The sequence below is a fragment of the Herbaspirillum sp. genome (assembly GCF_035644555.1).
GTDB lineage: Bacteria > Pseudomonadota > Gammaproteobacteria > Burkholderiales > Burkholderiaceae_D > Herbaspirillum.
In genome coordinates this window covers 20,890-46,011 of sequence record NZ_DASQOH010000017.1, presented here as the reverse complement: position 1 = coordinate 46,011, position 25,122 = coordinate 20,890, and the positions used below count along the sequence as shown (strand labels likewise).

Here is a 25,122-nt window from a genome sequence, read left to right as displayed (position 1 = left end):
GTTCAGGCCACCGTCACGCGGAAACGCGAGACCGAGTTTTCCAGCTTGCGGGCGGCATCCCACAATTCCTCGTAGAGCGCGGACACCTGTTCGCGGCTCTGTTCGATGATATCGTTCTCGCTCAGGATGCCCTGGATCTGCTGCGCCACGCCATTGGCCGAAACCGCCTGCTCGCGGGTGGCGGCCGCCATCCCCTGGATCAGGTCGGCCAGTTTCTTGGAGACGCTGCGGATGTCGGCCAGGGCGCTGCCAGCGGCATCGGACAGCACGGCCCCTTCGGTGACACCGCTGGTGGACCTTTCCATGGCCACCACCACCTCCCGGGTATCGGCCTGGATCATGCGCACCAGGGCGCCGATCTCGCGGGTGGCGGCGCTGGAGCGTTCGGCCAGGTGCTGCACCTCCTCGGCCACCACCGAGAAGCCGCGCCCGGCCTCGCCGGCCGAGGCGGCCTGGATGGCCGCATTCAGGGCCAGCACGTTGGTCCTTTCGGTGATGTCGGAAATCAGTTCGGTGATCTCTCCGATCATCTGCGAGGACGCTCCAAGACGCGTGATGCGGTCGGAAGTCTCGCTGATCTGCTCGCGGATGCCGTCCATGGCCTTGACCGCATCCTCCACAGCGCGCGCGCCGCGTTCGGCAACCACCACCGCATGCCGGGCGACGTCGGCCGATTCGTCGGCCGACAGCGAAATGCCGGTGATCTGGCCGGACATCTCCAGCATCGCATGGGCGATGCGCTGGATGCGACGCGCCTGCACCCGCGCCGCCTCGCCCAGCTCGGTGGTGGTGCCGCGCACCTGTTCGGAACTGAGCGCCACCCTGCTGGCCATCTGGGTGACCTGTTCGACCAGGCCGCGCAGCGCCTCCACGGTGTAGTTGACGGAGTCGGCGATGGCGCCGGTGACATCGTCGGAGACCGTGGTATGCACCGTGAGGTCGCCGTCGGCCACCTTTTGCAGCTCGGTCATGAGGCGCAGGACGGCGGCCTGGGTCAGGTGGTTGGCGCGCATGGCCTTCTCTTCCTCCTGCTGGGCCAACTGGCGCTGCAGCTCGGCCTCCTGGCGCCGCAGCTCGGCGGCGGCGGCGTTGTTGCGGCTGCTCTGCAGCTGGACCAGGGCGATGCCGACGGCGCTGAGCAGGGCCGCGACCATCGCCGCCAGGATCGCCCAGAAGGTCCAGGAGCGCGCCTTGAGCGCGATGCGGTAGGCATCCTGCAGTTCGGTGAGATGGCGCTTCAGGGTTTCGTTCTCGACGAACACCAGTTGCTCGGAACGCTTGGCGGCGATGAAATTCTGCAGGTTGCCGAGAATGCCGGCGATCTCCGGCTGGTAATCGCCGAACACCCGGGTAAGTTCCTGCAGCTTCTCGCGCAGGTCGGGATCGCCGGCCGGGCGCAGGCGCAGCATTTCGTTGCCTTCCAGCAGGCTCTTGAGGAGGTCGCCGAAAGCGGTGATGTCCTTGCCCAGCATGAAGGCGGTTTCCGGATTGACGCCGTCGGAGGTGAGGAATTCATTGGAACTGCGCCCCAGGCGCAGGGTGAGCATCACCAGCTGGCTGGCGGCATTCATCTCGCGGGTGGTCGGCCGGCCCTGGGATTGCAGCATGGCGATCTGTTCGCTCAGTTCCAGCATCACGGGCAGCAACTGGTTCAGATGCTTGAGGGTGGTGCCGAATCCGGTCAGTTCCTTTTCCATGGCGAGGATGGTCTCGGCCGCCTGGTCGGTGCGGCGCCACATGCGCGCCACGTTTTCCAGGACCGGCTTCATGCGGGCGTCGGGCAGGCCGATGGTCTGGCCCTGGTAGCTGCCGCCGCTGCTCAGCAGCAGCAGGCCGCGATTGAATTCGCCGCGGCTCTGCGCCAGCTGGACGAAGGCCTGCGGATTGCCCTGGATGGCATTGGGCACGGCCTTGCCGATGCGCTGCGAGTGCATCACCAGATCGGAAGCGAGATTGGTCTGCAGGGTGGCCAGTACGTACAGCCGGGCACCCAGCCACATGAACAGGAACAACGCGGCCAGCGACAGGGCCAGGATGCCCAGCAAGATGCGGGTCTGGGTCCGCAGAGAATAACGATGCAGACAGGGCAGACGCAGTCCGGGCACGGGCGCCACCATGACGGCGGTGCTCAGGTCGGCACGGGTCCCGGGTTCGGGAGGGAGCGCGACCGGCGCGGTGTTGTTCGACAGATACGGCAAGGTCGGTTCCATGGCCGGTGTTCCTATCCCCTATTGTTGGTCTTGTAGTGCTGCTGTGCTGCGGCTCGGCGCCGCGCCCTGCGGGGCGACAGCTGCGACGGGCCGCATCGCGATTCAACGTCCCACCTGCAGGAAGCTGCTGTCCCGGCTCACTTGCGCCAGGTCCAGCTCATCCCACTGCTGGCCGCTGCCATCTTTATAACGTCGGTTGACACCGAGGATGCGAATTCCATCCTCGACATTTTTCGAGATTCTGACCATTTCTGATATGTCCCTCAGCCCCAGGACGGCCGACACCAGCAGGCCGCATTGCGGGGCCACGCCCGGGGCCAGCAGCAGGGCGTGGCTACCGGCGACGACCGGCTGCGCCGGCGCACCGGCCAGACCAATCAGGTCGGCCAGGCCGATCAGGTTGCCACGGATGTTGAGCAGGCCGCGAAACCAGGACCGGGTCGCCGGCACGGGGGTGATGGTGCGACCGGCCAGGGGCACGATTTCGCCGGCCTGGGACAGTGGTACCAGGCAGCGCCGGCTGCCCATGGCCACGGCCAGCCGGCGCGACTGCATGCTTTCGTGGGCGCTGGCGGCCATGCGCGCCAGCAACGAGGCCTGGAACTGCTCCAGCCCTTCACGGGGCCGTTCCGGGACGGGCGCGTGTTGTGCGTCAATGACGAAATCCTTCGTATGCGGCATACCAGCCTCTCGGAATGATGAAAGAAATGCACCGCATGTCGGCACAGGCGCAGCGGCACACCGACCTGTCGGCACATCGGCATCACGCCGACGCGCCGCATGGCCGGGTCGCCCGCCAGTTGCCTGGTGCGGCTCAGGGTGCAGACCGGTCTGGGGAAGTGCCCGATGCGTGCCGGAGGACGTGTGGGCGTCCTGGGAATCCGGTCAATCGGGCAGTGCTGGTACAGGGCTAGATTTTACCCAGAAAATCCTGAAGATTTTCCATGCGGCAAATTTATTCAGCCATGCACCACAAGAAACTGACGGGAAAACGCCACGAGCAGAGAATTTGATATGGATCAAATCCCGTAGCGCGAGAAAAAATGAGCTTGAAAGGCGGCGCGTCATCCCGGATGACTACGCCGCCGCGAGACTGGCGATCGGGGCCTGGGATCAGGTCCGACCGAGGTCGAGGGAGGCGATCAGATCGCCACCATCTCGAAATCTTCCTTGCGGGCGCCACATTCAGGGCAGGTCCAGTTCATGGGGACGTCGTCCCAGCGGGTGCCGGGGGCGATGCCCTCTTCCGGCAGGCCGGCCTCTTCGTCGTAGATCCAACCACAGATCAGGCACATCCAGGTTTTGAATTCGGTTTGGCTGCTATTCGTCACGGCTGACTATCCCTAAAATCAATCAAGTAAAATGCTAAGTCAGCTATCTTAATCTACTCGACGTGCAAAACCAAACTCCCCCCCTCATCCTGAGCTTCGGCGCCGCCGATCCGGTCGGCGCCACCGGCGTCCAGGCGGATCTCGCCACCTATGCCGCCATGGGTTGCCACGGTTTGTCCGTCGTGACGGCCCTGTTGATCGGCGACACCGCCCGCGTCGAAGACGTACAGGTGGTCGATGTCGACTGGGTCGCCGACCAGGCCCGCGTGATTCTGGAAGACATGGCGGTCTCGGCCTTCAAGGTCGCGGCCCTGGGCAGCATCGAGAATATCTCGGTGATCGCCGAAATCGTGTCCGACTACCCGGACGTCCCGCTGATCCTGGACCCCTTCATCAGCGCCATGGCCAACCAGGAGGACGAAGACGACCGCCTGATCGCCATCCGTGAGTTGCTGATCCCGCAGGCCACGGTGATGGTGGCCTCGGCCGGCGAACTGACACGCCTGGCGGAGACCTGGCGGGAGCCGGTGACGGGCGATGCGCTGATGCTGGATGCCATGCGCATCATCGAGATGGGCTGCGAATACCTGCTGGTCACCAATACCCAGACCGACCTGCAGGAAGTGGCCAATTCACTCTTCGACGAATCCGGCCTGGTGCGCCAGGATGCCTGGCCGCGCCTGCCCGGTTCCTTCGTAGGGGCCGGCACCACCCTGTCGGCAGCGCTCACGGCAATGCTGGCCAATGGCCTGGAAGTGCCGCTGGCCGCCTCCGAGGCTCAGGAGTTCACCCTGGCCGCGCTGGCCAATGCGCAGCGCATCGGCATGGGCAAACTGATGCCGGACCGCTATTTCTGGGCGCGCGAATCCGAAGACCCGGATGCGCCCCCTGCTCTGAACTGATCCGTTTCCCGATTTCTCATTTCGTACGCTCATGACCAAGACCAATGCCTCGCTCTTCGCCCGCGCCCAACAAAGCACGCCGGGCGGCGTCAATTCCCCGGTACGCGCCTTCCGTTCGGTAGGCGGCACCCCGCGCTTCATCGAACGGGCCGAAGGGCCGTGGTTCTGGGATGCCGAAGGCAAGCGCTACATCGACTACATCGGCTCCTGGGGGCCGGCCATCGTCGGCCACGCCCATCCGGAAGTGGTCAAGGCGGTACAGCAGGCGGCCGCACGTGGACTGTCCTTCGGTGCGCCCACCGAGGCCGAGATCGAGATGGCCGAGGAAATCATCAAGCTGGTCCCCTCCATCGAACAGATCCGTCTGGTGTCCTCCGGCACGGAAGCCACCATGAGCGCGCTGCGCCTGGCCCGCGGTGCCACCGGCCGCGACAAGATCATCAAGTTCGAAGGCTGTTACCACGGGCATGCCGATTCGCTGCTGGTGAAGGCTGGCAGCGGCCTGCTGACCTTCGGCAACCCGACTTCGGCCGGGGTGCCGGAAGATTTCGCCAAGCACACGCTGGTGCTGGACTACAACAACGCGGCCCAGTTGGAAGAAGCCTTCAAGGCGTCCGGCAACGACATCGCCTGCGTGATCGTGGAACCGGTGGCCGGCAACATGAACCTGGTGCGCGCCAGCGATGAATTCCTGCAGACCATGCGCCGCCTGTGCACCGAGTACGGTGCCATCCTGATCTTCGACGAGGTGATGTCGGGCTTCCGCGTGGCCCGTGGCGGGGCCCAGGAACTCAACGGCATCCAGCCCGACCTGACCGCGCTGGGCAAGGTGATCGGCGGTGGCCTGCCGGTGGCGGCCTTTGGCGGCCGTGCCGAGGTGATGAAGCACCTCGCGCCGCTGGGCGGGGTCTACCAGGCCGGCACCCTGTCGGGCAATCCGGTGACGGTGGCAGCCGGGATGGCGACGCTGAAGATCATCCAGCAGCCGGACTTCTACGAACACCTCTCGCGCCAGACCCGCAAGTTGGCCGATGGCCTGTCGGCGGCGGCCCGCAAAGCAGGGGTCAACTTCGTGGCGGATGCGGTGGGTGGCATGTTCGGCCTGTATTTCGACAGCAAGGTGCCGACCAGTTATGCCGAGGTGATGCAGGGGGACAAGGAGCGCTTCAACCGTTTCTTCCACAAGATGCTGGACGCCGGCGTCTACTTCGCTCCTTCGGCATTCGAGGCGGGCTTCGTCTCGGCCCAGCACAGCGATGCCATCATCGAGGAAACCATTGCAGCGGCAGCTACGGCCTTCGCAACGCTGGGTTGAAGCTTGAGAGTTGGCTCAAGGAGTGCCGGATCGCTCCTGCGGTCCGCCCCAGAGGGAATGAAAAAAGGACGCTGTAGCGTCCTTTTTTTCTGCCTCCGACATGAATCAGGAGGTCAGGGCAAACTGGCTGCGCTTACACCGAGAACGAGGAACCGCAACCGCAAGTGGTCGTGGCATTCGGGTTCTTGATGACAAATTGCGCGCCTTCCAGGTCGTCCTTATAGTCGATCTCGGCGCCTACCAGGTACTGGTAGCTCATCGAGTCGATCAACAACTGGACGCCGTTCTTGCTCATCGTGGTGTCGTCTTCGTTGACGATTTCATCGAAGGTGAAACCATACTGGAAGCCAGAGCAACCACCACCTTGCACGAACACGCGCAGTTTCAGGTCGGGATTGCCTTCCTCTTCGATCAGCTGGGCCACCTTGGCGGCGGCGCTGTCGCTGAAGTTGATCGGGGCGGGGATGTCGGTTTGTTGCAGTTCGGCTACGGCATTCATTTCGGGCTCCTGCTGGGCTTGAGGCGGATCAATACACTAGATCGATAAAGCCATTATAAGCGCTTGCGGATTTTCATGCTTCCGACGATGCAGCCAGCTTCAGCACCGGCGTATCCACGGCCTGGTCATGGCTGAGCTTGCCGGAAACCAGCGCGCCGCCATGCATCTCCAGCGCCTTGTAAAAGACATTACCGGTAATGCGAGCCTTGGGCTGCAGCTCCAGCAGCTCGGTGGAATGGACGTCGCCGACGATCTCGCCATTGACGATCAGATGCGCCGCGCGCACCTCGCCGACCACCTTGGCGTGCTCGGAGATCACCAGCACACTGGGCTCACCGCTCTCGGCATTGATATTGCCGTTGATGTTGCCGTCGATGCGCAGGCCACCCTTGAAGCCGACGTCGCCCTTGATGGTGGTGGTCATGCCGATCAGGCTGTCGATGGTGCTTTTGGTCTTGCGTGTAAACATGGAATCACCTCACAGATCTACCGACTGCTGGGCACGAACCTGGCCGCGGTCGAGAACACGGACGGCCACCGACTTGACGGTCGCCCCCTCGGGGATGTTCAGCAGGCCTTCGACCCGCTGGTAATACTTGAATGCGAGCCGATAGCGCGCCTGGTCGGCGGCATTGCCTTCAGGAAAATTGAGTGTAGCACTTTTGCCGCCCTGCACAATATTGACACTAAGCTGTAGGTTTCCTGCAAACTGTTGCGTTCCCCCACCACCCTGCATCACCAGCACCCGGTAACGCAGTTGGGTCGGCGCGGCCTGCTCGGCCTTGAAGCGTTGGATTGTAATGCCGGGGGCGCCCAGATTGGTCGGCAGCAGACTGTCGAAGAACGCCAGGTCTTCCTTCTGGCGGTTGTTTTCCGCTTCCAGGTTCTTCACCTGGCTGGCCAGCGTGGCCTGGGCGGTCTGAGCGATCTTCAGTTCATTCTGCGACGCATTGGAGGCCGATTGCAAGCGCTCGTTCTCAGCGGTCAGCTTCCTGACCTGTTCGCTCAGCTGCTCGATCTGTTCACCGGCATCGCCCTGCAGGCCGGGCAGGTTGTTGCGGCCGAGCTGGTAGGTCCAGACCGCCGCCAGCGAGCCGACCGCCACCACCGCCGCCCACAGCAAGACCATCAAGGGCCAGGGCAGATGCCGCTTGATGGTCATCTTCGGCGCAGAAATCGTCATGCGCCGACGCCACAGGCGGTACTTCACGGCAGGACCGGGACCTGCTGCAGGCCGGTGGTCTCATCCAGCCCGAACATCAGGTTCATGCACTGCACCGCCTGGCCGGAAGCCCCCTTGACCAGATTGTCCTGCACCACCAGCACCACCACGGTGTCGCCACCGTCAGGACGGTGCACCGCCAGACGCAGCATGTTGGAAGCGCGCGTGGTGCGGGTTTCCGGATGCGAACCGAAGGGCAGCACGTCGACGAAGGGCTCGTCCTTGTAGGCAGCCTCGAACAGCGCCTGCAGGGCGGCGTTGTCGATGTCCTTGGTCAGGCGCGCATACAGGGTGGAATGCATGCCACGGATCATCGGTACCAGATGCGGCGTGAACAGCAGGCCGACCTTGTCGCTGGTCAGGTGCGACAGGCGCTCGATGGTTTCCGGGGAGTGACGGTGACCGGACACGCCGTAGGCCTTGAAGTTGTCGGAGGCTTCCGAGAACAGCAGGCTCAGCTCGGCCTTGCGACCGGCGCCGGAGACGCCCGACTTGCAGTCGGCGATCAGGTGCGAGGCATCGATCACTCCGGCCTTGAGCAACGGCGCGAAGCCCAGTTGCATGGTGGTCGGGTAGCAGCCCGGATTGCCCACCACACGCGCCTTGCGGATGGCGTCGCGATTCAGTTCGGGCAGGCCGTAGGCGGCTTCCTTCAGCAGGTCGGTGCAGGTATGTGGCAGCTTGTACCATTTCTCGAAGGCAGCCACGTCCTGCATGCGGAAATCAGCGGCCAGGTCGATCACCTTGACACCAGCGGCCACCAGTTCAGGCGCCTGGGCCATCGCCACGCCGTGCGGGGTGGCGAAGAAGACCACGTCGCACTCGGTCAGCAGGGCCTTGTCCGGCGAAGAAAACGCCACATCCACCCGACCTCGCAAGGACGGATACATCTCGGCCACGGGCATCCCGTCTTCCTTGCGCGAGGTCACGGCCTGCACCTTGGCCTGCGGGTGGGTGGCGAAAATACGCAGCAATTCGACGCCGGTGTAACCGGTTCCGCCAACGATACCTACCTTGATCATGTCTGGTCCTTGCGAAAAGAGGCGCAGCAAATGCGCCATGGCGAGCGAGCGCCGGACGCGCGTGCACACACGCGATGGAAAGCTTTTCATTCTAGCAGGAGAATATTTCCCGCTGATTTCCCGTCAGGAAGTTATTTCGTAAAACGATAGCTTTTCGTGCCGCCCGCAGCCGGTGAAACCGCCCCCAGGAGCGGCTCTGCAATCGACGACAGAAAAAAAGCAAAAAGCCGCCGGCACGCATGCCGACGGCTTTCTGTGATGCAAGAAACGATTAACGCTTCGAGAATTGCTTTGCGCGACGTGCCTTGCGCAGACCAACCTTCTTACGTTCGACTTCACGCGCGTCACGGGTGACGAAGCCTGCGTTCGACAGAGCCGACTTCAGGCCGGCGTCGTAGTCGATCAGGGCGCGGGTGATGCCGTGGCGCACAGCGCCGGCCTGGCCGGATTCGCCGCCACCGTGGACGTTCACCTTGATGTCGAAACGTTCGACGTTGCCGGTCAGTTCCAGCGGCTGACGGATCACCATCAGGCCGGTTTCACGGGAGAAGTACTCGGCTGCGGGCTTGCCGTTGACGATGATGTTGCCCGAACCTGCCTTGATGAAAACACGCGCCACTGCACTCTTGCGACGGCCGGTTCCGTAATTGTAGTTACCGATCATGTCTGTTCCTTAGAGGGCGAGGGGTTTCGGTTGCTGCGCGGAGTGCGGATGGTTGCCATCTGCATACACCTTCAGCTTCTTGATCATGGCGTAGCCCAGCGGACCCTTGGGCAGCATGCCCTTGACGGCCTTCTCCAGCGCACGGCCGGGGAAACGCTGTTGCATCTTCAGGAAGTTGGTTTCGTAGATGCCGCCCGGATAACCGCTGTGGCGGAAATAGGTCTTTTCAGTGGCCTTGGTGCCGGTCACGCGCAGCTTGCCTGCGTTGACGACGACGATGAAGTCACCGGTATCGACGTGCGGAGTGAATTCGGGTTTGTGCTTGCCGCGCAGTCGGAGTGCCACTTCGCTGGCAACACGTCCGAGGACCAAGTCCGTCGCGTCAATCACGAACCACTCGCGCTGAACCTCATGGGCTTTAGCGGAAAAGGTCTTCATGTTTGACTTTCTCTATCAATGTATAAACGCTCAAAGTGGCGGTTCCGGTCATGCGGGTCAGCCAATGATGCCGGCTGTCCTTGGTGTTTCGCTTCGCGGACTCATCCTTTTATCTTCCCGAGCGCATGGGAAAGCCGGCAAGTATAGCCTTTTCAAGGACTTAGCGTCAAAAGGTTTCGGGAATTTGTGGCGTGAAGATCAGGCGGCGGCGCGATCCAGCAGGATTTAATTGCCCACAAGACAACTTTTGCCGCAACCCGCAGAAAAAAGGACAAAAAAAACCCGGACACTGTGGTTCCGGGTTTAATCCACACCAATGAGGAGGGTGGAGGAGACATCGTTACGTGCTGCAAAACTTCTGTTGAACTCAATATAGCAAAGCGGTTTGTGCATTGCAATAATGACCGCGAAATTTATTTGTAACCGTCTGAAACCAGCATCACTGCTGACTCCAAGGATCATCCACAACCACCTGCTGGATGATAACTGAATAATATTTCAACAATTTTCTGCATCGCAATAATCATAAACCTTCACCGCAGCAAGCTCTGCTCCACCCGCCCTGGCTGCGGCCGGGGCCAGCAAAAGCTACAATAGCCAGCCTCACACAACCGATTTGGACGATACAGATGGAATGCACAGTGCGCTGGACCGGCTTGTCCGGCATGACCTTTACGGCCGAGACGGGCTCGGGCCACCTGTTGACGATGGACGGCGCACCCGACGGCGGCGGCCGCAACCTGGCGCCGCGTCCGATGGAAGTGGTGCTGGCCGGCACCGGTGGCTGCACCGCCTATGATGTGGTGGTGATCCTGCGCAAGAGCGGCCAGGATGTGCGCGGCTGTGACGTGACCCTGAAGTCCGAGCGCGCTGAGAGCGATCCCAAGGTCTTCACCAAGATCCATTTCCACTTCACCGTGCGCGGCCGCAATCTGAAGACAAATGTTGTCGAACGCGCCATCAAGCTGTCCCACGACAAGTATTGCTCTGCCTCGATCATGCTGGAGAAGACCGCAGAGATGACGCACTCCTTCGAGATCATCGACGACTTGACCGATGTCTCCACGGCGGCTGCCCAGCAGCAGTAATTCGGGCAACATCAACGAAAAAAGCGGCCAAGGCCGCTTTTTTCTTTCCTGCTCGTTCGGGATCGATCAGATCCGGTAGGCCACCGTGGTCATCACCTTGGCCATGGCCTTCATCAAGCCCCTGACCGGCGCCGGCATTTCGGCCGCCCCCAGGTCGCGCGCCGCCTGACCGTGTTCGATCTCATCGATGCGCATCTGGTCGACGATGGCGCGGGAACGGTTGTCCTGCAACGGCAGTTTTTCCAGGTGGCCCATCAGGTGGTGCTCCACCTGGCGCTCGGTCTCGGAGACGAAGCCCAGGTTGCGGGCGTCCCCCAGCCGGGCGGCGATGCTGCCCAGCACATAGGCGCCGCCGTACCACAAGGGATTGAGCAGGCTGGTGTGCGAGCCCAGTTCGCGCAGGCGCTCGGCGGTCCAGGCCAGGTGATCCTCTTCCTCGATGCCGGCGCGGACGAAGGCATTCTTGATCTCTGGCTTCTGAGCAAAGCGGCCCTGGGCATCGTACAGCGCCTGGGCGCACACCTCACCCACATTGTTGACCCGCATCAGGCCGGCCGCGTGACGCTTCTCGGCCTCGTTCATGACCCCGTCCGGCAGGCCGCGCCCCGGGTTGGGACGGCTCTCGAACACCACGCCATTGATCACGCGCAGCGCCTTGTCGAAATCGGTAATCAGTTCATCGACGAATTGCATACAGCTCGCCTTTCTCTCGTTGTTGAGGACATCCCGGCGATGGCCTCGATCATCTGACGCGACCATGGCCGGGGACGAAGGAACAGGGCTGCCTCCCTGTGGGGGTCAGACCATTTTCCAGTTGATCTGTTCGCCGGCCGACAGCGGCACTACCGTGGCCTCGCCCATCGGCAGCTCGGCCGGGATGGACCAGCTTTCGCGCTTGAGCGTGACGGTGCCGGTATTGCGCGGCAGATTGTAGAAGTCCGGGCCGTTGAAGCTGGCGAAGGCCTCGAACTTGTCCAGCGCACCGGCGGCATCGAAGGCTTGCGCATACAGTTCCAGCGCATGCAGCGCGGTGTAGCAGCCGGCACAGCCGCAGGCATGTTCCTTGGCGCCCTTGGCATGCGGAGCCGAGTCGGTACCGAGGAAGAACTTGTCATTGCCGGAGGTGGCGGCGGCCACCAGGGCCTGGCGATGGGTCTCGCGCTTCAATACCGGCAGGCAGTAGTAATGCGGACGAATGCCGCCCTTGAACATCTCGTTGCGGTTGAACAGCAGGTGGTGCGCGGTGATGGTGGCGGCGGTCGGGCCTTCGCCGGCCAGTACGTAGTCCGCCGCATCCTTGGTGGTGATGTGTTCGAAGACCACCTTCAGCTCCGGCATGGCCTGGCGCAGCGGCTTCATGATGCGGTCGATGAACACTGCTTCGCGGTCGAACAGGTCGATCTCGGGATTGGTCACCTCACCGTGGACCAGGAAGGGCATGCCCACTTCCTGCAGCACTTCCAGGGTCTTGTAGCACTTGGAAAGATCGGTCACGCCGGCATCCGAATTGGTGGTGGCACCGGCCGGATAGAGCTTGACGGCCTTGACGAAACCACTCTCCTTGGCGCGGCGGATTTCCTCCGGCGGGGTATTGTCGGTCAGGTACAGGACCATCAACGGCTCGAAGGCCATGCCTTGCGGCAGCGCCGCCAGGATGCGGTCACGATAGGCGCCAGCCTGGGCGGTGGTGGTCACCGGCGGCTTCAGGTTGGGCATGACGATGGCGCGCGCGAACTGGCGCGCGGTGTGCGGCAGCACGTCGCGCATGGTGGCGCCGTCGCGCAGGTGCAAGTGCCAGTCGTCTGGGCGGGTGATGGTCAGTACGTTGCTCATGGCAATGATCTTTCGGTCTGGAGTGGGAGTAAGGCGAGGCATCCCGGCCATGCGGGCTGTGGAGAGCCAGCCGCGATGTCTTCAAGGGCGACATTCTACCGTAGCCGTCAAGCGCTCCGGGCGCCCTGCCGCCACCCGCTTTTGATGTAGCCCAAACGACAAGGGCCGCCCCGTTGCCGGAGCGGCCCTTGACCTGATGCTGAGGGGCTGACGATCAGTGCGTGATGATCTTGGCCAGGAAGTCACGCGCGCGCTCGGAACGCGGTTGCGCGAAGAACTCGTCCTTGGCGCAATCTTCCACGACCAGGCCCTTGTCCATGAAGACCACTCGGTTGGCGACCTTGCGGGCGAAGCCCATTTCGTGGGTCACGACCATCATGGTCATGCCTTCCTGGGCCAGGCCGACCATGACGTCCAGCACTTCATTGATCATTTCCGGATCCAGCGCCGAGGTCGGTTCGTCGAACAGCATGGCGATCGGGTCCATCGACAGCGCGCGGGCAATCGCCACGCGCTGCTGCTGGCCACCGGAAAGCTGTCCGGGGAACTTGTCCTTGTGCGCCAGCAGGCCCACGCGGTCCAGGTACTTCAGGCCCTTCTCGGTCGCCTCTTCCTTGGAACGACCCAGCACCTTGATCTGGCCGATGGTCAGGTTCTCACGGATCGAGAGATGCGGGAACAGTTCGAAGTTCTGGAACACCATGCCGATGCGCGCACGCAGCTTGGACAGGTTGGTCTTGGGGTCACCCACTGAAACGCCATCGACGGTGATGGTGCCTTTCTGGAACGGCTCCAGGCCGTTGACTGTCTTGATCAGCGTGGACTTGCCGGAACCGGACGGGCCGCACACCACCACCACGTCGCCCTTCTTGACGGAAGTCGAGCAGTCGGTCAGGACCTGGAAGCTGCCATACCACTTGCTGACATTGTTGAGTTCGATCATTTGATTCTCCTGGATTTCTGAATTCACAGGGCCGCCAGCCTCCCTGGGCGGCGGCCGTCATAGGCTTTAGCGGATGATGGCGATCTTCTTCTGGAAGCGCTTGACCAGGGTCGACAGACCGAAGCTGAGCACGAAGTAGACCACGGCCACGAACAGGTACATTTCCACCAGACGACCGTCACGCTGGGCGATCTTGGAAGCGCTGGTGACGAAGTCCGGCACCGAACCCAGCACGTACACCAGCGACACGTCCTGGAACAACACGATGGTCTGCGTCAGGAGGATCGGGGTCATGTTGCGGAAGGCCTGCGGCAGCACCACGTTGCCCATCATCTGCCAGTAGTTCATGCCGATGGCATACCCGGCGAACACCTGACCACGCGGAATGGACTGGATGCCCGAACGCATGATCTCGCAGTAGTAGGCCGCTTCGAACAGGATGAAGGTGATCAGGGCCGACTGGAACGCACCGACCTGGATAGGCTCGGAGGCACCAATGATCCAGGCACCGATGAAGGGCACCAGGAAGTAGAACCAGAAGATCACCAGCACCAGCGGAATGGAGCGGATCAGGTTGACGTAGGTGGTCGCGATGAACGACAGCGGCTTGTTGGACGACAGGCGCATCATCGCCAGCAGCGTACCCAGGATGATGCCGCCCAGCATGGCCGAGAAGGTCAGGATCAGGGTGAACTTCAGGCCGGTCGTGAAGAGATAGACCCAGGAGCGCTGGATGACGTCGAAATCGAAATTGCTGAACATGGATCAATGCCCTCCTGCGCTGGTGCTGCCGCCGGTGATGTAGCCCGGGACGGCGGTGACCTTTTCCAGCAGACGCGCAAGGAACAGTGCGATGACGGAGATGATCACGTAGATGATGGTGGCGCCGGTGAGGGCCTCGAAGGTCTGGAAGGTGAACTCACGCATGGAGTAGGTCGCTGCAGTCAGCTCCACCAGGCCGATGGTCAACGCTACCGAACTGTTCTTGATGATGGCGGCGAATTCGTTGGTCAGCGCCGGGATGATGATGCGGAAGGCCATCGGCAGCAGCACGTAGCGATAGGTCTGCACCGGGGTCAGGCCCAGTGCGGCACCGGCCATGCGCTGGCCGCGCGGCAAGGCCTGGATGCCGGTGGTGACCTGCACCGCCACGCGGGAGGACGTGAAGAAGCCCAGGGCCAGGGTCGCGGTCACGAAGGACGCATCCGGCAGGCTCTTGATCCAGTCACCGATGGCGCCCGGCAGCAGCTCGGGCATCACGAAGTACCACAGGAACATCTGCACCAGCAGCGGAATGTTGCGGAACAGTTCCACGTAGCCGTTGGCGATGCGCACGACCCAGGGTTTGGTGGTGGTACGCAGGGTACCGAAGATGGTGCCCAGGACCAGTGCCATGATCCAGGCGCAGGCGGCGGTGGCCAGGGTCCATTTCAGGCCTGCCAGCAGCGTATCGATGTAGGGGATGCCATCGGGAGACATCTCCCAGAAGATTCCCCAATTCCAGTTGTAGTGCATAAATGGCCTCGTCTGTGGTTCGAGTCTGTGTCGAGTCGTCTATCTATCGGGCGCGTTCACCAGGCAAATGCCGCGCCGCTTCTTGTACGGTCAGGTCCGGTGACGTGGAAAAAAGTCTCTTGCCCGAAGGCAAGCGCTTTGACACCGGCTAAACAAAACGGGGGACAGGCCCCCGTTTCGTCAAATTGCACCAGGCAACAGGCCGATTACTTCTTCTTGCCCATGTTCTTCTGGGCTTCCGGCACGACAGCGTAGGCAGCCGGGTCGTAGGAGTCGGTCGGCTTGGCCATCACGGCCTGCAGTTGCGGGCTCATCGGCACGTTCAGGTTGACACCCTTGGGCGGGATCGGCGACTGGAACCACTTCGCATAGATCTTCTTGATGTCGTCGCCCTTGTAGACCACGGTCAGTGCGTCGTCGACAACCTTCTTGAACTCGGTGTCACCCTTCGGCAGGATCAGGCCATACGGCTCGACCGACAGGGCTTCCGAAGAAACCTGGTAGTCGGCGGGGGACTTGGAGTTGGCAGCCAGCGAGGACAGCAGGATGTCGTCCATCACGAAGGCGGCGGCACGGCCGGTTTCCACCATCAGGAAGGCTTCGGCGTGGTCCTTGGCAGCCAGGATGTTCATGCCCAGGTTGCGTTCGGCGTTCAGCGCGGTGATCTGCTTCAGGTTGGAGGTACCGGAGGTCGAGACCACGGTCTTGCCCTTCAGATCATCCAGGGTCTTCAGATTGGCCGACTTCTTGGACAGGAACTTGTTGGCGGTCACGAACTCGGTCACCGAGAAGGCCACCTGGTTCCAGCGTTCCTGGTTGTTGGTCGCGGAGTCGCAGGAGATGTCGGTGGTGCCGTTGGCGATCAGCGGAATACGGGTGGCCGAAGTCACCGGTACCATCTTGATGTTCAACGAGGTCAGGCCCAGCTTCTTCTGGATCGCGGTCGCGGCCTTCAGGCACAGGTCGATCGAGTAGCCTTGATAGGACTGCTTGTCATCCAGATACGAGAAAGGAATCGACGAATCGCGCACGCCCAGCGTCAGCGTGCCGGAGTCCTTGATCTTCTTCAGACGGCCAGTGAATTCCTCGGCATGCACCGAGCTCATCAGCACGCTTGCCCCAACCAAAACCCCTGCTAGCTTCAATAACTTCATTGTGTGACCTCCTGGAAAAATTTTTTACGTAGTGTATCAAAAGCCCCATTCCGGAACCGCTTGCGCGGCGCCCGGAACCGGGCTGGCCGGCCGTATTGACGAGCCTGTTATTGTTCTCTGCCGTGCTGCCTATTCTGTGTGCTAACGGCCTTCTTTGCCAGCATTGTTTGATCCACGCTCGGCGACTTCTCGCGAAGACCACCCCCACGGTGGATCTGCTGCAGATGAATTACCCTTGCGCAACAGGCGGCGGGCGCATTGTACGACATATGCCACCCGGTCAGGCAATACGCAACAACCCTGATGGACTGACCCAGCCCCCCGCCCCGTCCCGCAGACACCCCGACGAAGCCGGAAGCGACGATGCGAAGCGGTTCGCCGCACGGCAGCAACGGCGTTCCTGTCAGCAATATCCATGCCAGAAACGGGTGTGCTCGACGCCTCTGCACGGTGCGCCACGGCGATGGCCGCGCGGCTGCAACGCCGGGCGCCAGGGACTGACGCGAGCGACATCACGCCAGTGGCGAAGTGGCTTGCGGTGAGACGAAGGAAAGCAGGGAGGAAAGACGGGAGGGAAAACGGAGCAGCGGGAGGAAGAGGCAATGCAAACGGACGCTGCGACAGCGGCACCGGCAAGGTCGCTGTCGCAGCGCAGGCCGACCGCTGGAGCGCGCATGCGGCAGCGCCCGGCATGCAAATGCCGGGTTGCTCAATGATGATCCTGCGCCGCAAGGCTGGCTGGCCTGCGGTGCGCGTACGCACTGCCACCACGTCTCCTCCTAGAGCTGAGCTCATGCAGCCGACGATCTTGTGTGCAGTCGTCTTGGGCCGCCCAGGTCCGGTTGCCCGGACTGTTCTTTATCGCATTACGGGTACAGGCCGCGCATTTCACGCGCCTGCAGAACGCGAGTACATGCCACGATGAAGGCCGCAGTGCGCAGCGACACCTTCTTTTCATCGGCCAGTTGCCAGACCGCGGCAAAGGCTTCGCGCATGATGCGGGTCAGGCGCAGGTTGATCTCGTCTTCGGTCCAGAAGAAGCTGGAGAAGTCCTGCACCCACTCGAAGTAACTCACCGTCACGCCACCGGCGTTGGCAATCACGTCCGGCACGATCAGCACGCCCTTGTCGCGCAGGATGTCGTCAGCGGCCGGGGTGGTCGGGCCATTGGCGCCTTCCAGGATGATCTTGGCCTTGATGTGATTGGCGTTGGCTTCGGTGATCTGCTGTTCCAGTGCGGCAGGCACCAGAATGTCGCAATCGACCGACCAGAATTGGGCGCGGTCGGTGATCTCGTCGGCGCCGGTGAAGCCCTTCACGCTGCCGTTCTGGGCCACATAGGCCTGCAGCGCCGGCACATCCAGGCCACCGGCATTGAATACCGTGGTCACGTGATCCTGCACTGCCACCACCTTGGAGCCGGCCTCGGCGAACAGACGTGCAGCGATGCCGCCGACGTTACCGAAACCTTGCACCGCGACCTTGGCATCCTTGATGTCCATGCCGCGCTTGGCAGCCGCTTCGCAACCCACCACGAACACACCGCGACCGGTCGCTTCATGGCGACCCAGGCTGCCGCCCAGCGAGATCGGCTTGCCGGTGACCACGCCCGAGGAGGTGCTGCCCTGGTTCATGGAATAGGTATCCATCATCCAGGCCATGATCTGCGAATCGGTGTTGACGTCCGGCGCCGGAATGTCCTTGTTGGGGCCGATGATGATGCCGATCTCGCTGGTGTAGCGACGCGTGACGCGCTGCAGTTCACCACGGGAAAGGGTCTTGGGATCGACGCGGATACCGCCCTTGGCACCGCCATAGGGCACGTTCACGGCGGCGTTCTTGATGGTCATCCAGGCCGACAGCGCCATCACTTCGGAGAGCGTCACGTCCTGGTGGAAGCGCACGCCACCCTTGCCGGGGCCGCGCGAGGTGTTGTGCTGCACGCGATAACCTTCGAAGTGGGCGATGGTGCCGTCGTCACGCTCGATGGGCACATCCACCACCAGGATGCGCTTGGGGCGCTTCAGGGTTTCCACCCAGCGTGCCAGCGAGCCCAGGTAGGGCGTGACGCGGTCGATCTGCTCGAGGTAGACACCCCACGGACCGATGCCGTGCGGGACGAGATAGGAAGGCACTTCGTGATTAGGTACGTTCGACATGATGCAATCGCTCCTTTGGGTTCCGTGCGGGTCAGGACAAAAGGCTTCCGAATTCCGAAGTTCGCCAGGGCATGTTACTCCGTCGGCGCCGGCCTGCAAGCAGCGCCACGCGGGCTTCTGCAGCAGCCGGGACAAAGCGCCCTGCCAGCGCGACGCCTTTTGCGCCTGCTGGAAATCCGTGCCGGTCCGATTCAGCGCCGCCATCGTAGCCAGCCGGCCAAAACAAGGCTAATGCTTTGTGAGCATGCAATTATGCAAGACATGCATAACCTTCCAAAACCCTTTACGCACCTGGATTTGCGTCCGGTGAGGCGGGCTTTTTCGGGTGATCGCGCCCCGGTTCAGGGACGCCGCGGGGTGGACCGGGGACGCTCCTGGCGCTCGGCCTTTTCGCGGCGCTGCGCATCCAGTTCGACCAGGTATTCCCACAGACGCGCCACCAGCGCCTTGCCGGTGCGCTGCGGAGTCGGGCGTTCGCGATAGAGACGGATTTCCATTTCCACCTCCCAATCGCCGGTCGGCCCATCGGTGCGAGCCAGCTGGCGATTGCGCACTTCCCTCACCACCGAGGATTCCGGCAGGAAGGCCACCCCATGGCCTTCCAGTGCCATCATCTTGAGGCTTTCCGACATGTCCGTCTCGTAATGCTTGGCCAGGTGCAAGGGCCGCTTGGTATCGGCCATCATCAGTTCCACCATGCGTCCCAGATAGGCGTTGCTGGTGTAGGACAGGAAAGGCAGGGGTGCCTTGGCGCTGCCGGGGAACACGTAATCGGGCTTGCCCTGCCGGTCGCAACGCGAGTAGGGTCGCATGGTTTCGGTACCCATGGTCAGCATGTCGTAGCGGCTGGCATCGAGCTGCACCGGCTGGCGCGGATGGTGATAGCAGAGCAGCAGGTCACAGCCGCCTTCGACGATGGTCATCACGGCATCGTGCACGTTCAGCGCGATCAACCGGGTATTGATGGAGCCGAAGCCCGATTCCAGGGAGCTGAGCCACTTGGGCATGTAGGTCAGCGACAGGGTATGGGGCACCGCGAAGTCGATGGTGGTCTGCGCGGTCGGACGCTTGCCGCGCAGCAGGGCGCGAGTATTGTTGATCTGGCCCAGCATGGCCACGGCCTGCTCGTAGAACACCTCGCCGGCGGCGGTAAGGCGGGTGGGATAGGAGGTGCGGTCGATCAGGTCGGTACCCAGCCAGGCTTCCAGCGACTGGATACGCCGCGAAAAGGCCGGCTGCGTGACGTGCCGCAACTCGGCGGAACGACTGAAACTGCGTGTTTCCGCCAGGGAGACGAAATCCTCAAGCCATTTGCTTTCCATTGCCGCCTACTTCCTGTTCTAGGTCGAATGGCGAATTGTGCCGCTGCGCCGGAGCCGGCGCAAGCGGCCCCGGCGCGCCTAGCGGCGTTCGGCCGGCATCAGCACACTGGGTTCGCCGCCGGGCTCTGGCAACACGGTCCCGCCCTGCGCGGACAACGCGGCCGAGGCGCTCTCATCATCGGCCCCGGCCTGCTGGCGCAGCCACATCTGGGCATAGAGACCATCGGCCATCAGCAAGCCGGCGTGGGTGCCGCGTTCGACGATACGGCCATGGTCCATTACCAGGATCTGCTGCGCATTGACGATGGTGGACAGACGATGCGCGATGACCAACGTAGTACGTTCGCGCGCGATCTCTTCCAGCTGTTGCTGGATCGCCTGTTCGGCGCGCGAGTCCAGGGCCGAGGTGGCTTCGTCGAAGATCAGGATGGCCGGGTCCTTGAGCAGGGTGCGGGCAATGGCCACGCGCTGCTTTTCGCCACCGGACAACTTCAGTCCGCGCTCACCCACCATGCTGGCGTAACCCTCGGGCAGCGACTCGATGAAGTCGTGGATATAGGCCGCCTTGGCAGCGGCCACGATCTGCTCGCGGGTGGCGCCGGGCTTGCCGTAGGCGATGTTGTACTCAATGGTGTCGTTGAACAGCACCGTGTCCTGCGGCACGATGCCGATAGCCTGGCGCAGCGAGGCCTGGGTGACGTTGCGCAAGTCCTGGCCATCGATGCGAATGGCACCGCTGTCGACGTCATAGAACCGGTACAGCAGGCGCGACAGGGTGGACTTGCCGGAGCCGCTGTGACCGACCACGGCAGTGGTGGTGCCGGCCTTGACCTTGAAATCGACATCGAACAGGATCTGCCGATTGCGCTCATAGCTGAAATCGACGTGCTCGAAATGCAGCTCCGCGCCCTGCGTATTGAGCGCCTGCGCACCAGGCCGGTCGGCCACTTCGCGATTTTCTTCCAGCAGCGAGAACAGGCGCTCCATGTCGGCCATGCTCTGCTTGATCTCGCGATAGAGCACGCCCAGGAAGTTCAGCGGGATGTAGAGCTGGATCATGAAGGCATTGACCAGCACCATGTCGCCCAGGGTCATGCTGCCATCGATCACGCCGGCAGTGGCGCGCCACAGGATCAGCGTGACCGCGATGGCGATGATGGCCGACTGTCCGGTATTGAGCAGCGAGAGCGAACTCTGCGATTTCACGGCGGCCCGCTCGTAGCGCTGCAGGCCTTCGTCGTAGCGACGCGCCTCGAATTCCTCGTTGCCGAAATACTTGACCGTCTCGTAGTTGAGCAGCGAATCGATGGCACGCGTATTGGCGTTCGAATCGAGTTCGTTCATGGTGCGGCGGAAGTGCGTGCGCCACTCGGTCACGGTGATGGTGAAGAGGATGTAGAGCACCAGCGCGCCGGCCGTGATGAGCGAGAACCAGATGTCGTAGTGCGTGACCAGGTAGGCCAGCACCAGCACGATCTCGATGATGGTGGGCAGGATGGAAAATAGCGTATACGAGACCAGGGTGGAGACGCCACGGGTACCGCGCTCGATGTCACGCGTCATGCCGCCCGTCTGGCGATTGAGGTGGAAGCGCAGCGACAGCGCGTGCAGGTGGCGGAACACCTGCAGCGCGATGGTGCGTACCGCACGTTGCGTGACGCGGGCGAACATCAGTTCGCGCAATTCGGTAAAGAGTGCCGTGGCCAGCCGCAGCGCCCCGTAGGCCACCAGCAGCCCCAGCGGCAGGACCAGCATGGCCTGGGGATGGGCCGGGGTGATGGTCATGGCATCGACCAGCTTCTTGAGCACCAGCGGCACACCGACGTTGGCCAGCTTGGCACCGACCAGGAAGGCCAGCGCCAGCATCACCCGCCACTTGTAGGTCCACAGGTAGGGCAGCAGGGTCTTGACCACATCCCAGTCGCCGCGCTGGCGATTGATGGGTGCTTGGGGTGAGGCGGACGAATTCGGGTAACGACGCATGGGGCAAGCCTGGAGAAAGGGAAGCGGGCGGCGGCGGAGAACAGGCCTCGACTGCAGCGCAACAAAAGGGCGACATCCGATAAACTAGGGGACTTGCCGCCCTTTACGCAAACCCAGATTATAAGATCCATCCGGCCAGTGCGTCGGGCCTTCCCCATCTCCAAGGAGTCATGCATGTCCCATACCGTCCCCCAACTTCCGCCCGGCAAGGCGCCGCAACTGCGGGTCATGCCCATGCCGTCCGACGCCAACGTCTACGGCGACGTCTTCGGTGGCTGGATCATGGCCCAGGTGGACATCGCCGGATCGCTGCCGGCCACCCGCCGTGCCAATGGCCGGGTGGCGACCATCGCGGTCAATTCCTTCCTGTTCAAGAATCCGGTTTTCGTGGGAGACCTGCTGTCCTTCTATGCCGACATCGTCAAGGTCGGTAATACCTCCATCACGGTCAATGTCGAAGTCTATGCCGAGCGCAACCGGCTGCAGACCGAGATCGTCAAGGTCACTGAGGCCACGCTGACCTATGTAGCCACCGACGAAAGCCGCAAGCCGCGTCCCTTGCCACCGTTGGACCCGGCCGGCCAGGGCAGTCTCAGCCCGGCGCTGTAGCCGCAGATTCCGCTGCGGGCTTGAAAAGATTTCAGCCCGTGGCGTATCAATAGTCCGTATCGTAACGACTTCATCATTGCTTCCTCCCAGTGACCATGACTTCCAACGAACGCCCTACCATCCTGATCGTCGCCCGCCTGCCGCAGCATCTGCTGGATCTGCTGCAGAACAATTTCACCTGCCACAACCTCGTGCTGGACCAGCTCAGCGACGACCAGCTTGCGGCCATCGCCCCGCAGGTGCGTGGCATCGCCGCCAATGGTGAGGCGAAGGTCGGGCGGGAATTCATGGCGCGCTTTCCGGCGCTGGAAATCGTCTCGGTGTTCGGCGTCGGCTACGACGGCGTGGATGTGCCGGCGGCCCGCGAGCGCGGCATCCACGTCACCCATACGCCCGACGTGCTGACCGATGATGTGGCCGACATGGCCATCGCACTGATGCTGGCCGTGGCACGCAATGTGGTGCGCGCCGACCGTTTCGCCCGCAGTGGCGAATGGAAGAATGGTCCCTTCCCCTTCACCACCAAGGTCAGTGGCGCGCGCCTGGGCATCGTCGGTCTGGGACGCATCGGCGAAGCCATCGCCCGCCGCGCCGCCGGCTTCGACATGGAGATCGCGTATCACAATCGCTCGCGCAAGGACGTCCCCTACACCTACTTCGGCGACATCAGGTCGCTGGCGGCGGCGGTCGATTTCCTGGTGATGATCACCCCCGGCGGCGCCGGTACCCGTGCGCTGGTCAATGCCGACGTGCTGGAAGCGCTCGGCCCCAAGGGTTTCCTGATCAACGTGGCACGCGGCTCGGTGGTGGATGAAACCGCCCTGATCGCCGCGCTCAAGGCCGGCACCATCGCCGGCGCCGGTCTGGATGTGTTCGAGAACGAGCCCAATATCCCCGCCGAACTGGCCGCCCAGGAGAATGTGGTGCTGACACCCCACATGGCCAGCGGCACACTGGTCACGCGCACCGCCATGGCCGATCTGGCCTTCAACAACCTGCAGGCGCATTTCAGTGGCAAGCCGGTGATCACGCCCGTGCCGGACTGATCTTTCCCGCCCGAAAAAAAATCGCTGCCGGCGTGATCCGGCAGCGATTTTTCATTGGAGCACTACGATTTACATGCGGTCAGGCAGCCCGTTTCTGCTGTGCCTTGGCCGGTTCATCGCGCAACTCGCGACGCAGTATCTTGCCGACGTTGGTCTTGGGCAGCTCATCACGGAACTCGATGTACTTGGGCTTCTTGTAGCCGGTGAACTGCTCCTTGCAGTAGGCCATCAATTGCTCGCTGGTGAGCGACTTGTCCTTGCGCACCACGAAGAGCTTGACCGCCTCGCCGGTATGTTCGTCCGGCACGCCCACGCAGGCGCATTCCAGTACGCCCGGATGCTGCGCCACCACGCCTTCGATCTCGTTGGGATAGACGTTGAAGCCGGAGACCAGGATCATGTCCTTCTTGCGGTCGACGATACGGGTGTAGCCCAGGGCATCCATGATGCCGATATCGCCGGTCTTGAAGAAACCGTCCGGCGTCATGACCTTGGCCGTCTCATCGGGGCGCTGCCAGTAACCCGGCATCACCTGCGGACCGCGGATGGCGATCTCGCCCGGCTGGCCGAGCGGCACCGGATTCCCATCGTCGTCGAGGATGGCGATCTCGGTAGAGGGCAACGGCAGACCGATGGTGCCGGTGTATTCTTCGATGGTGCAGGGGTTGGCGCTGGCGATCGGCGAGGTCTCCGACAGGCCATAGCCTTCGATGATGGGGCAGCCGGTCAGCTTCTTCCACTTGTCGGCCACGCTTTGCTGCACGGCCATGCCGCCGCCTACGCAGCAGCGGTAACCGGAAAAGTCCAGCTTGGCGAAATCGGCATTGTTGAGCAGTGCGTTGTAGAGCGTATTGACGGCCGGGAAGGTATTGACCTTGTACTTGGCCAGCTCCTTGACGAAGCCGGGGATATCACGCGGGTTGGGAATCAGCAGGTTGAGCGCGCCTTCGCGTGTGCCAAGCATGTTGCAGACGGTCAGGGCGAAGATGTGATACAGCGGCAAGGCACAGACAAACACCAGCTGGTCGATGGGCTTGCCGGCCTTGAGCGCCGGGGTCAGCCATTCCTCGGCCTGCAGCACATTGGCCACCAGGTTGCGGTGGGTCAGTACGGCGCCCTTGGCCACGCCGGTGGTGCCGCCGGTGTATTGCAGGAAGGCGATGTCGTCAGGCGTCAGGCTGACCGGCCGCAACTGCTTGCCCTGCGCCTGCGACAAGGCACGGCTGAAGCTGATGGCGTTGGGCAGCGACCAGGCCGGCACCAGCTTCTTCACGTGACGCACCACCAGGTTGACGATGGCACCCTTGAGCCTGCCCAGCAGCTCGCCCATGCTGGCCACCACGATATGCTTGATGCTGGTATTGGCGACCACCTTCTGCAGCGTGCAGGCAAAGTTTTCCAGCACGAAGATGGCTTCGGCGCCCGAATCCTTCAACTGATGTTCCAGCTCGCGCGCGGTATAGAGCGGATTGACATTGACCACGGTATAACCGGCCCGCAGGATCGCCGCGATGGCGATCGGATACTGCAGCACATTGGGCATCATGATCGCCACCCGGGCGCCCTTCTGCAGCCCCAGTCCCTGCAGCCAGCCGCCCAGTGCGCGCGACATGGCATCCAGTTCGCTGTAACGCAGGTACTTGCCCATGCAGACGTAGGCATTGCGGTCGGCGTGCCTGGTGAAGGCTTCATCGATCATCTGTACCAACGAGCCGTAACGGCCTGGGTCGATGTCCGCGGGAACGCCTGCAGGATAGGATGCAAGCCAGAATCTTTCCATAATGTGTCCTCTGTCTCCGGTCATAACGTGCGCTGGGGCTGGGCGGTGTCATGTTGCGACCACGTGGCGCGCACAGCAAAAAAAGCA

The 25,122-nt window shown here is 62.5% G+C and carries 24 protein-coding genes; 5 read left to right on the top strand and 19 right to left on the bottom strand.

What is annotated here, in order from left to right; all coding sequences use genetic code 11:
• Window positions 1-2: 2 nt before the first annotated feature.
• From VE092_RS06140 to VE092_RS06130, 3 genes are all read right to left on the bottom strand, one after another.
• A complete protein-coding gene (locus tag VE092_RS06140; RefSeq protein ID WP_324874872.1) occupies window positions 3-2,210 on the bottom strand; it encodes a methyl-accepting chemotaxis protein in 2,208 nt (735 codons plus the stop codon).
• A 102-nt stretch (window positions 2,211-2,312) separates the two neighbouring features.
• Window positions 2,313-2,891, bottom strand: a complete 579-nt coding sequence (locus tag VE092_RS06135) for a chemotaxis protein CheW (RefSeq protein WP_324874870.1) — start codon at window positions 2,889-2,891, stop codon at window positions 2,313-2,315.
• A gap of 461 nt (window positions 2,892-3,352) precedes the next feature.
• Window positions 3,353-3,505 carry a rubredoxin gene (locus VE092_RS06130; RefSeq protein WP_324874938.1) on the bottom strand — a complete coding sequence of 51 codons (153 nt, stop codon included), beginning with the start codon at window positions 3,503-3,505 and terminating at the stop codon, window positions 3,353-3,355.
• 98 nt (window positions 3,506-3,603) lie between these two features.
• On the opposite strand from VE092_RS06130, the gene VE092_RS06125 reads away from it, so the two are divergent.
• Window positions 3,604-4,443, top strand: a complete 840-nt coding sequence (locus VE092_RS06125) for a hydroxymethylpyrimidine/phosphomethylpyrimidine kinase (RefSeq protein ID WP_324874868.1) — start codon at window positions 3,604-3,606, stop codon at window positions 4,441-4,443.
• A 31-nt stretch (window positions 4,444-4,474) separates the two neighbouring features.
• Window positions 4,475-5,758, top strand: coding sequence for a glutamate-1-semialdehyde 2,1-aminomutase (gene hemL, locus VE092_RS06120; protein WP_324874866.1), 1,284 nt, complete (start codon window positions 4,475-4,477; stop codon window positions 5,756-5,758).
• Between the two features lie 133 nt (window positions 5,759-5,891).
• Here hemL and erpA read toward each other — a convergent pair whose 3' ends face one another.
• From erpA to rplM, 6 genes are all read right to left on the bottom strand, one after another.
• Window positions 5,892-6,257, bottom strand: coding sequence for an iron-sulfur cluster insertion protein ErpA (gene erpA, locus VE092_RS06115; RefSeq protein ID WP_077234788.1), 366 nt, complete (start codon window positions 6,255-6,257; stop codon window positions 5,892-5,894).
• Between the two features lie 73 nt (window positions 6,258-6,330).
• Window positions 6,331-6,726, bottom strand: coding sequence for a polymer-forming cytoskeletal protein (locus VE092_RS06110; RefSeq protein WP_324874863.1), 396 nt, complete (start codon window positions 6,724-6,726; stop codon window positions 6,331-6,333).
• A gap of 9 nt (window positions 6,727-6,735) precedes the next feature.
• Window positions 6,736-7,440, bottom strand: coding sequence for a DUF6776 family protein (locus VE092_RS06105; protein ID WP_324874861.1), 705 nt, complete (start codon window positions 7,438-7,440; stop codon window positions 6,736-6,738).
• 23 nt (window positions 7,441-7,463) lie between these two features.
• Complete coding sequence (gene argC, locus VE092_RS06100) at window positions 7,464-8,501, bottom strand: N-acetyl-gamma-glutamyl-phosphate reductase (RefSeq protein ID WP_324874859.1); 1,038 nt, start codon at window positions 8,499-8,501, stop codon at window positions 7,464-7,466.
• A gap of 271 nt (window positions 8,502-8,772) precedes the next feature.
• Window positions 8,773-9,165 carry a 30S ribosomal protein S9 gene (rpsI, locus tag VE092_RS06095; protein WP_006461968.1) on the bottom strand — a complete coding sequence of 131 codons (393 nt, stop codon included), beginning with the start codon at window positions 9,163-9,165 and terminating at the stop codon, window positions 8,773-8,775.
• A gap of 9 nt (window positions 9,166-9,174) precedes the next feature.
• Window positions 9,175-9,603: a 50S ribosomal protein L13 gene (gene rplM / locus VE092_RS06090; protein ID WP_006461967.1), complete on the bottom strand. Its 429-nt coding sequence runs from the start codon at window positions 9,601-9,603 to the stop codon at window positions 9,175-9,177.
• 629 nt (window positions 9,604-10,232) lie between these two features.
• Here rplM and VE092_RS06085 point away from each other — a divergent pair.
• Window positions 10,233-10,691: an OsmC family protein gene (locus VE092_RS06085; RefSeq protein WP_324874855.1), complete on the top strand. Its 459-nt coding sequence runs from the start codon at window positions 10,233-10,235 to the stop codon at window positions 10,689-10,691.
• A 66-nt stretch (window positions 10,692-10,757) separates the two neighbouring features.
• Here the strand turns inward: VE092_RS06085 and coq7 are convergent, their stop codons facing one another.
• The 9 genes from coq7 to VE092_RS06040 all read right to left on the bottom strand — a co-directional run bounded on the left by coq7 (window position 10,758) and on the right by VE092_RS06040 (window position 21,600).
• Complete coding sequence (coq7, locus tag VE092_RS06080; protein ID WP_324874853.1) at window positions 10,758-11,384, bottom strand: 2-polyprenyl-3-methyl-6-methoxy-1,4-benzoquinone monooxygenase; 627 nt, start codon at window positions 11,382-11,384, stop codon at window positions 10,758-10,760.
• A 105-nt stretch (window positions 11,385-11,489) separates the two neighbouring features.
• The gene (gene pyrC / locus VE092_RS06075) at window positions 11,490-12,524 is read right to left on the bottom strand and encodes a dihydroorotase (protein WP_102662135.1); all 1,035 of its coding nucleotides are present in this window, start codon (window positions 12,522-12,524) and stop codon (window positions 11,490-11,492) included.
• Between the two features lie 214 nt (window positions 12,525-12,738).
• Window positions 12,739-13,467 carry an amino acid ABC transporter ATP-binding protein gene (locus VE092_RS06070; protein ID WP_006461963.1) on the bottom strand — a complete coding sequence of 243 codons (729 nt, stop codon included), beginning with the start codon at window positions 13,465-13,467 and terminating at the stop codon, window positions 12,739-12,741.
• 66 nt (window positions 13,468-13,533) lie between these two features.
• Window positions 13,534-14,229 carry an amino acid ABC transporter permease gene (locus tag VE092_RS06065; protein WP_006461962.1) on the bottom strand — a complete coding sequence of 232 codons (696 nt, stop codon included), beginning with the start codon at window positions 14,227-14,229 and terminating at the stop codon, window positions 13,534-13,536.
• Between the two features lie 3 nt (window positions 14,230-14,232).
• Complete coding sequence (locus VE092_RS06060; RefSeq protein WP_324874848.1) at window positions 14,233-14,982, bottom strand: amino acid ABC transporter permease; 750 nt, start codon at window positions 14,980-14,982, stop codon at window positions 14,233-14,235.
• Window positions 14,983-15,188: 206 nt separating this feature from the next.
• Complete coding sequence (locus VE092_RS06055) at window positions 15,189-16,136, bottom strand: amino acid ABC transporter substrate-binding protein (protein ID WP_324874846.1); 948 nt, start codon at window positions 16,134-16,136, stop codon at window positions 15,189-15,191.
• 866 nt (window positions 16,137-17,002) lie between these two features.
• The gene (locus tag VE092_RS06050; RefSeq protein ID WP_324874844.1) at window positions 17,003-18,295 is read right to left on the bottom strand and encodes a Glu/Leu/Phe/Val dehydrogenase; all 1,293 of its coding nucleotides are present in this window, start codon (window positions 18,293-18,295) and stop codon (window positions 17,003-17,005) included.
• 341 nt (window positions 18,296-18,636) lie between these two features.
• On the bottom strand, window positions 18,637-19,617 hold the full coding sequence (locus VE092_RS06045) for a LysR family transcriptional regulator (RefSeq protein ID WP_324874842.1): 981 nt from the start codon (window positions 19,615-19,617) through the stop codon (window positions 18,637-18,639).
• A 78-nt stretch (window positions 19,618-19,695) separates the two neighbouring features.
• Window positions 19,696-21,600, bottom strand: coding sequence for an ABC transporter ATP-binding protein/permease (locus VE092_RS06040; protein WP_324874840.1), 1,905 nt, complete (start codon window positions 21,598-21,600; stop codon window positions 19,696-19,698).
• A 174-nt stretch (window positions 21,601-21,774) separates the two neighbouring features.
• Here VE092_RS06040 and VE092_RS06035 point away from each other — a divergent pair, with 174 nt between their 5' ends.
• A complete protein-coding gene (locus VE092_RS06035; RefSeq protein WP_006461956.1) occupies window positions 21,775-22,209 on the top strand; it encodes an acyl-CoA thioesterase in 435 nt (144 codons plus the stop codon).
• Between the two features lie 95 nt (window positions 22,210-22,304).
• The gene (locus VE092_RS06030) at window positions 22,305-23,255 is read left to right on the top strand and encodes a 2-hydroxyacid dehydrogenase (RefSeq protein ID WP_324874837.1); all 951 of its coding nucleotides are present in this window, start codon (window positions 22,305-22,307) and stop codon (window positions 23,253-23,255) included.
• Between the two features lie 79 nt (window positions 23,256-23,334).
• On the opposite strand, the gene VE092_RS06025 is transcribed toward VE092_RS06030, so the two are convergent.
• Entirely contained in the window at window positions 23,335-25,035 is a 1,701-nt protein-coding gene (locus VE092_RS06025) for a long-chain-fatty-acid--CoA ligase (protein WP_324874835.1), read from the bottom strand.
• Window positions 25,036-25,122 lie beyond the last annotated feature (87 nt).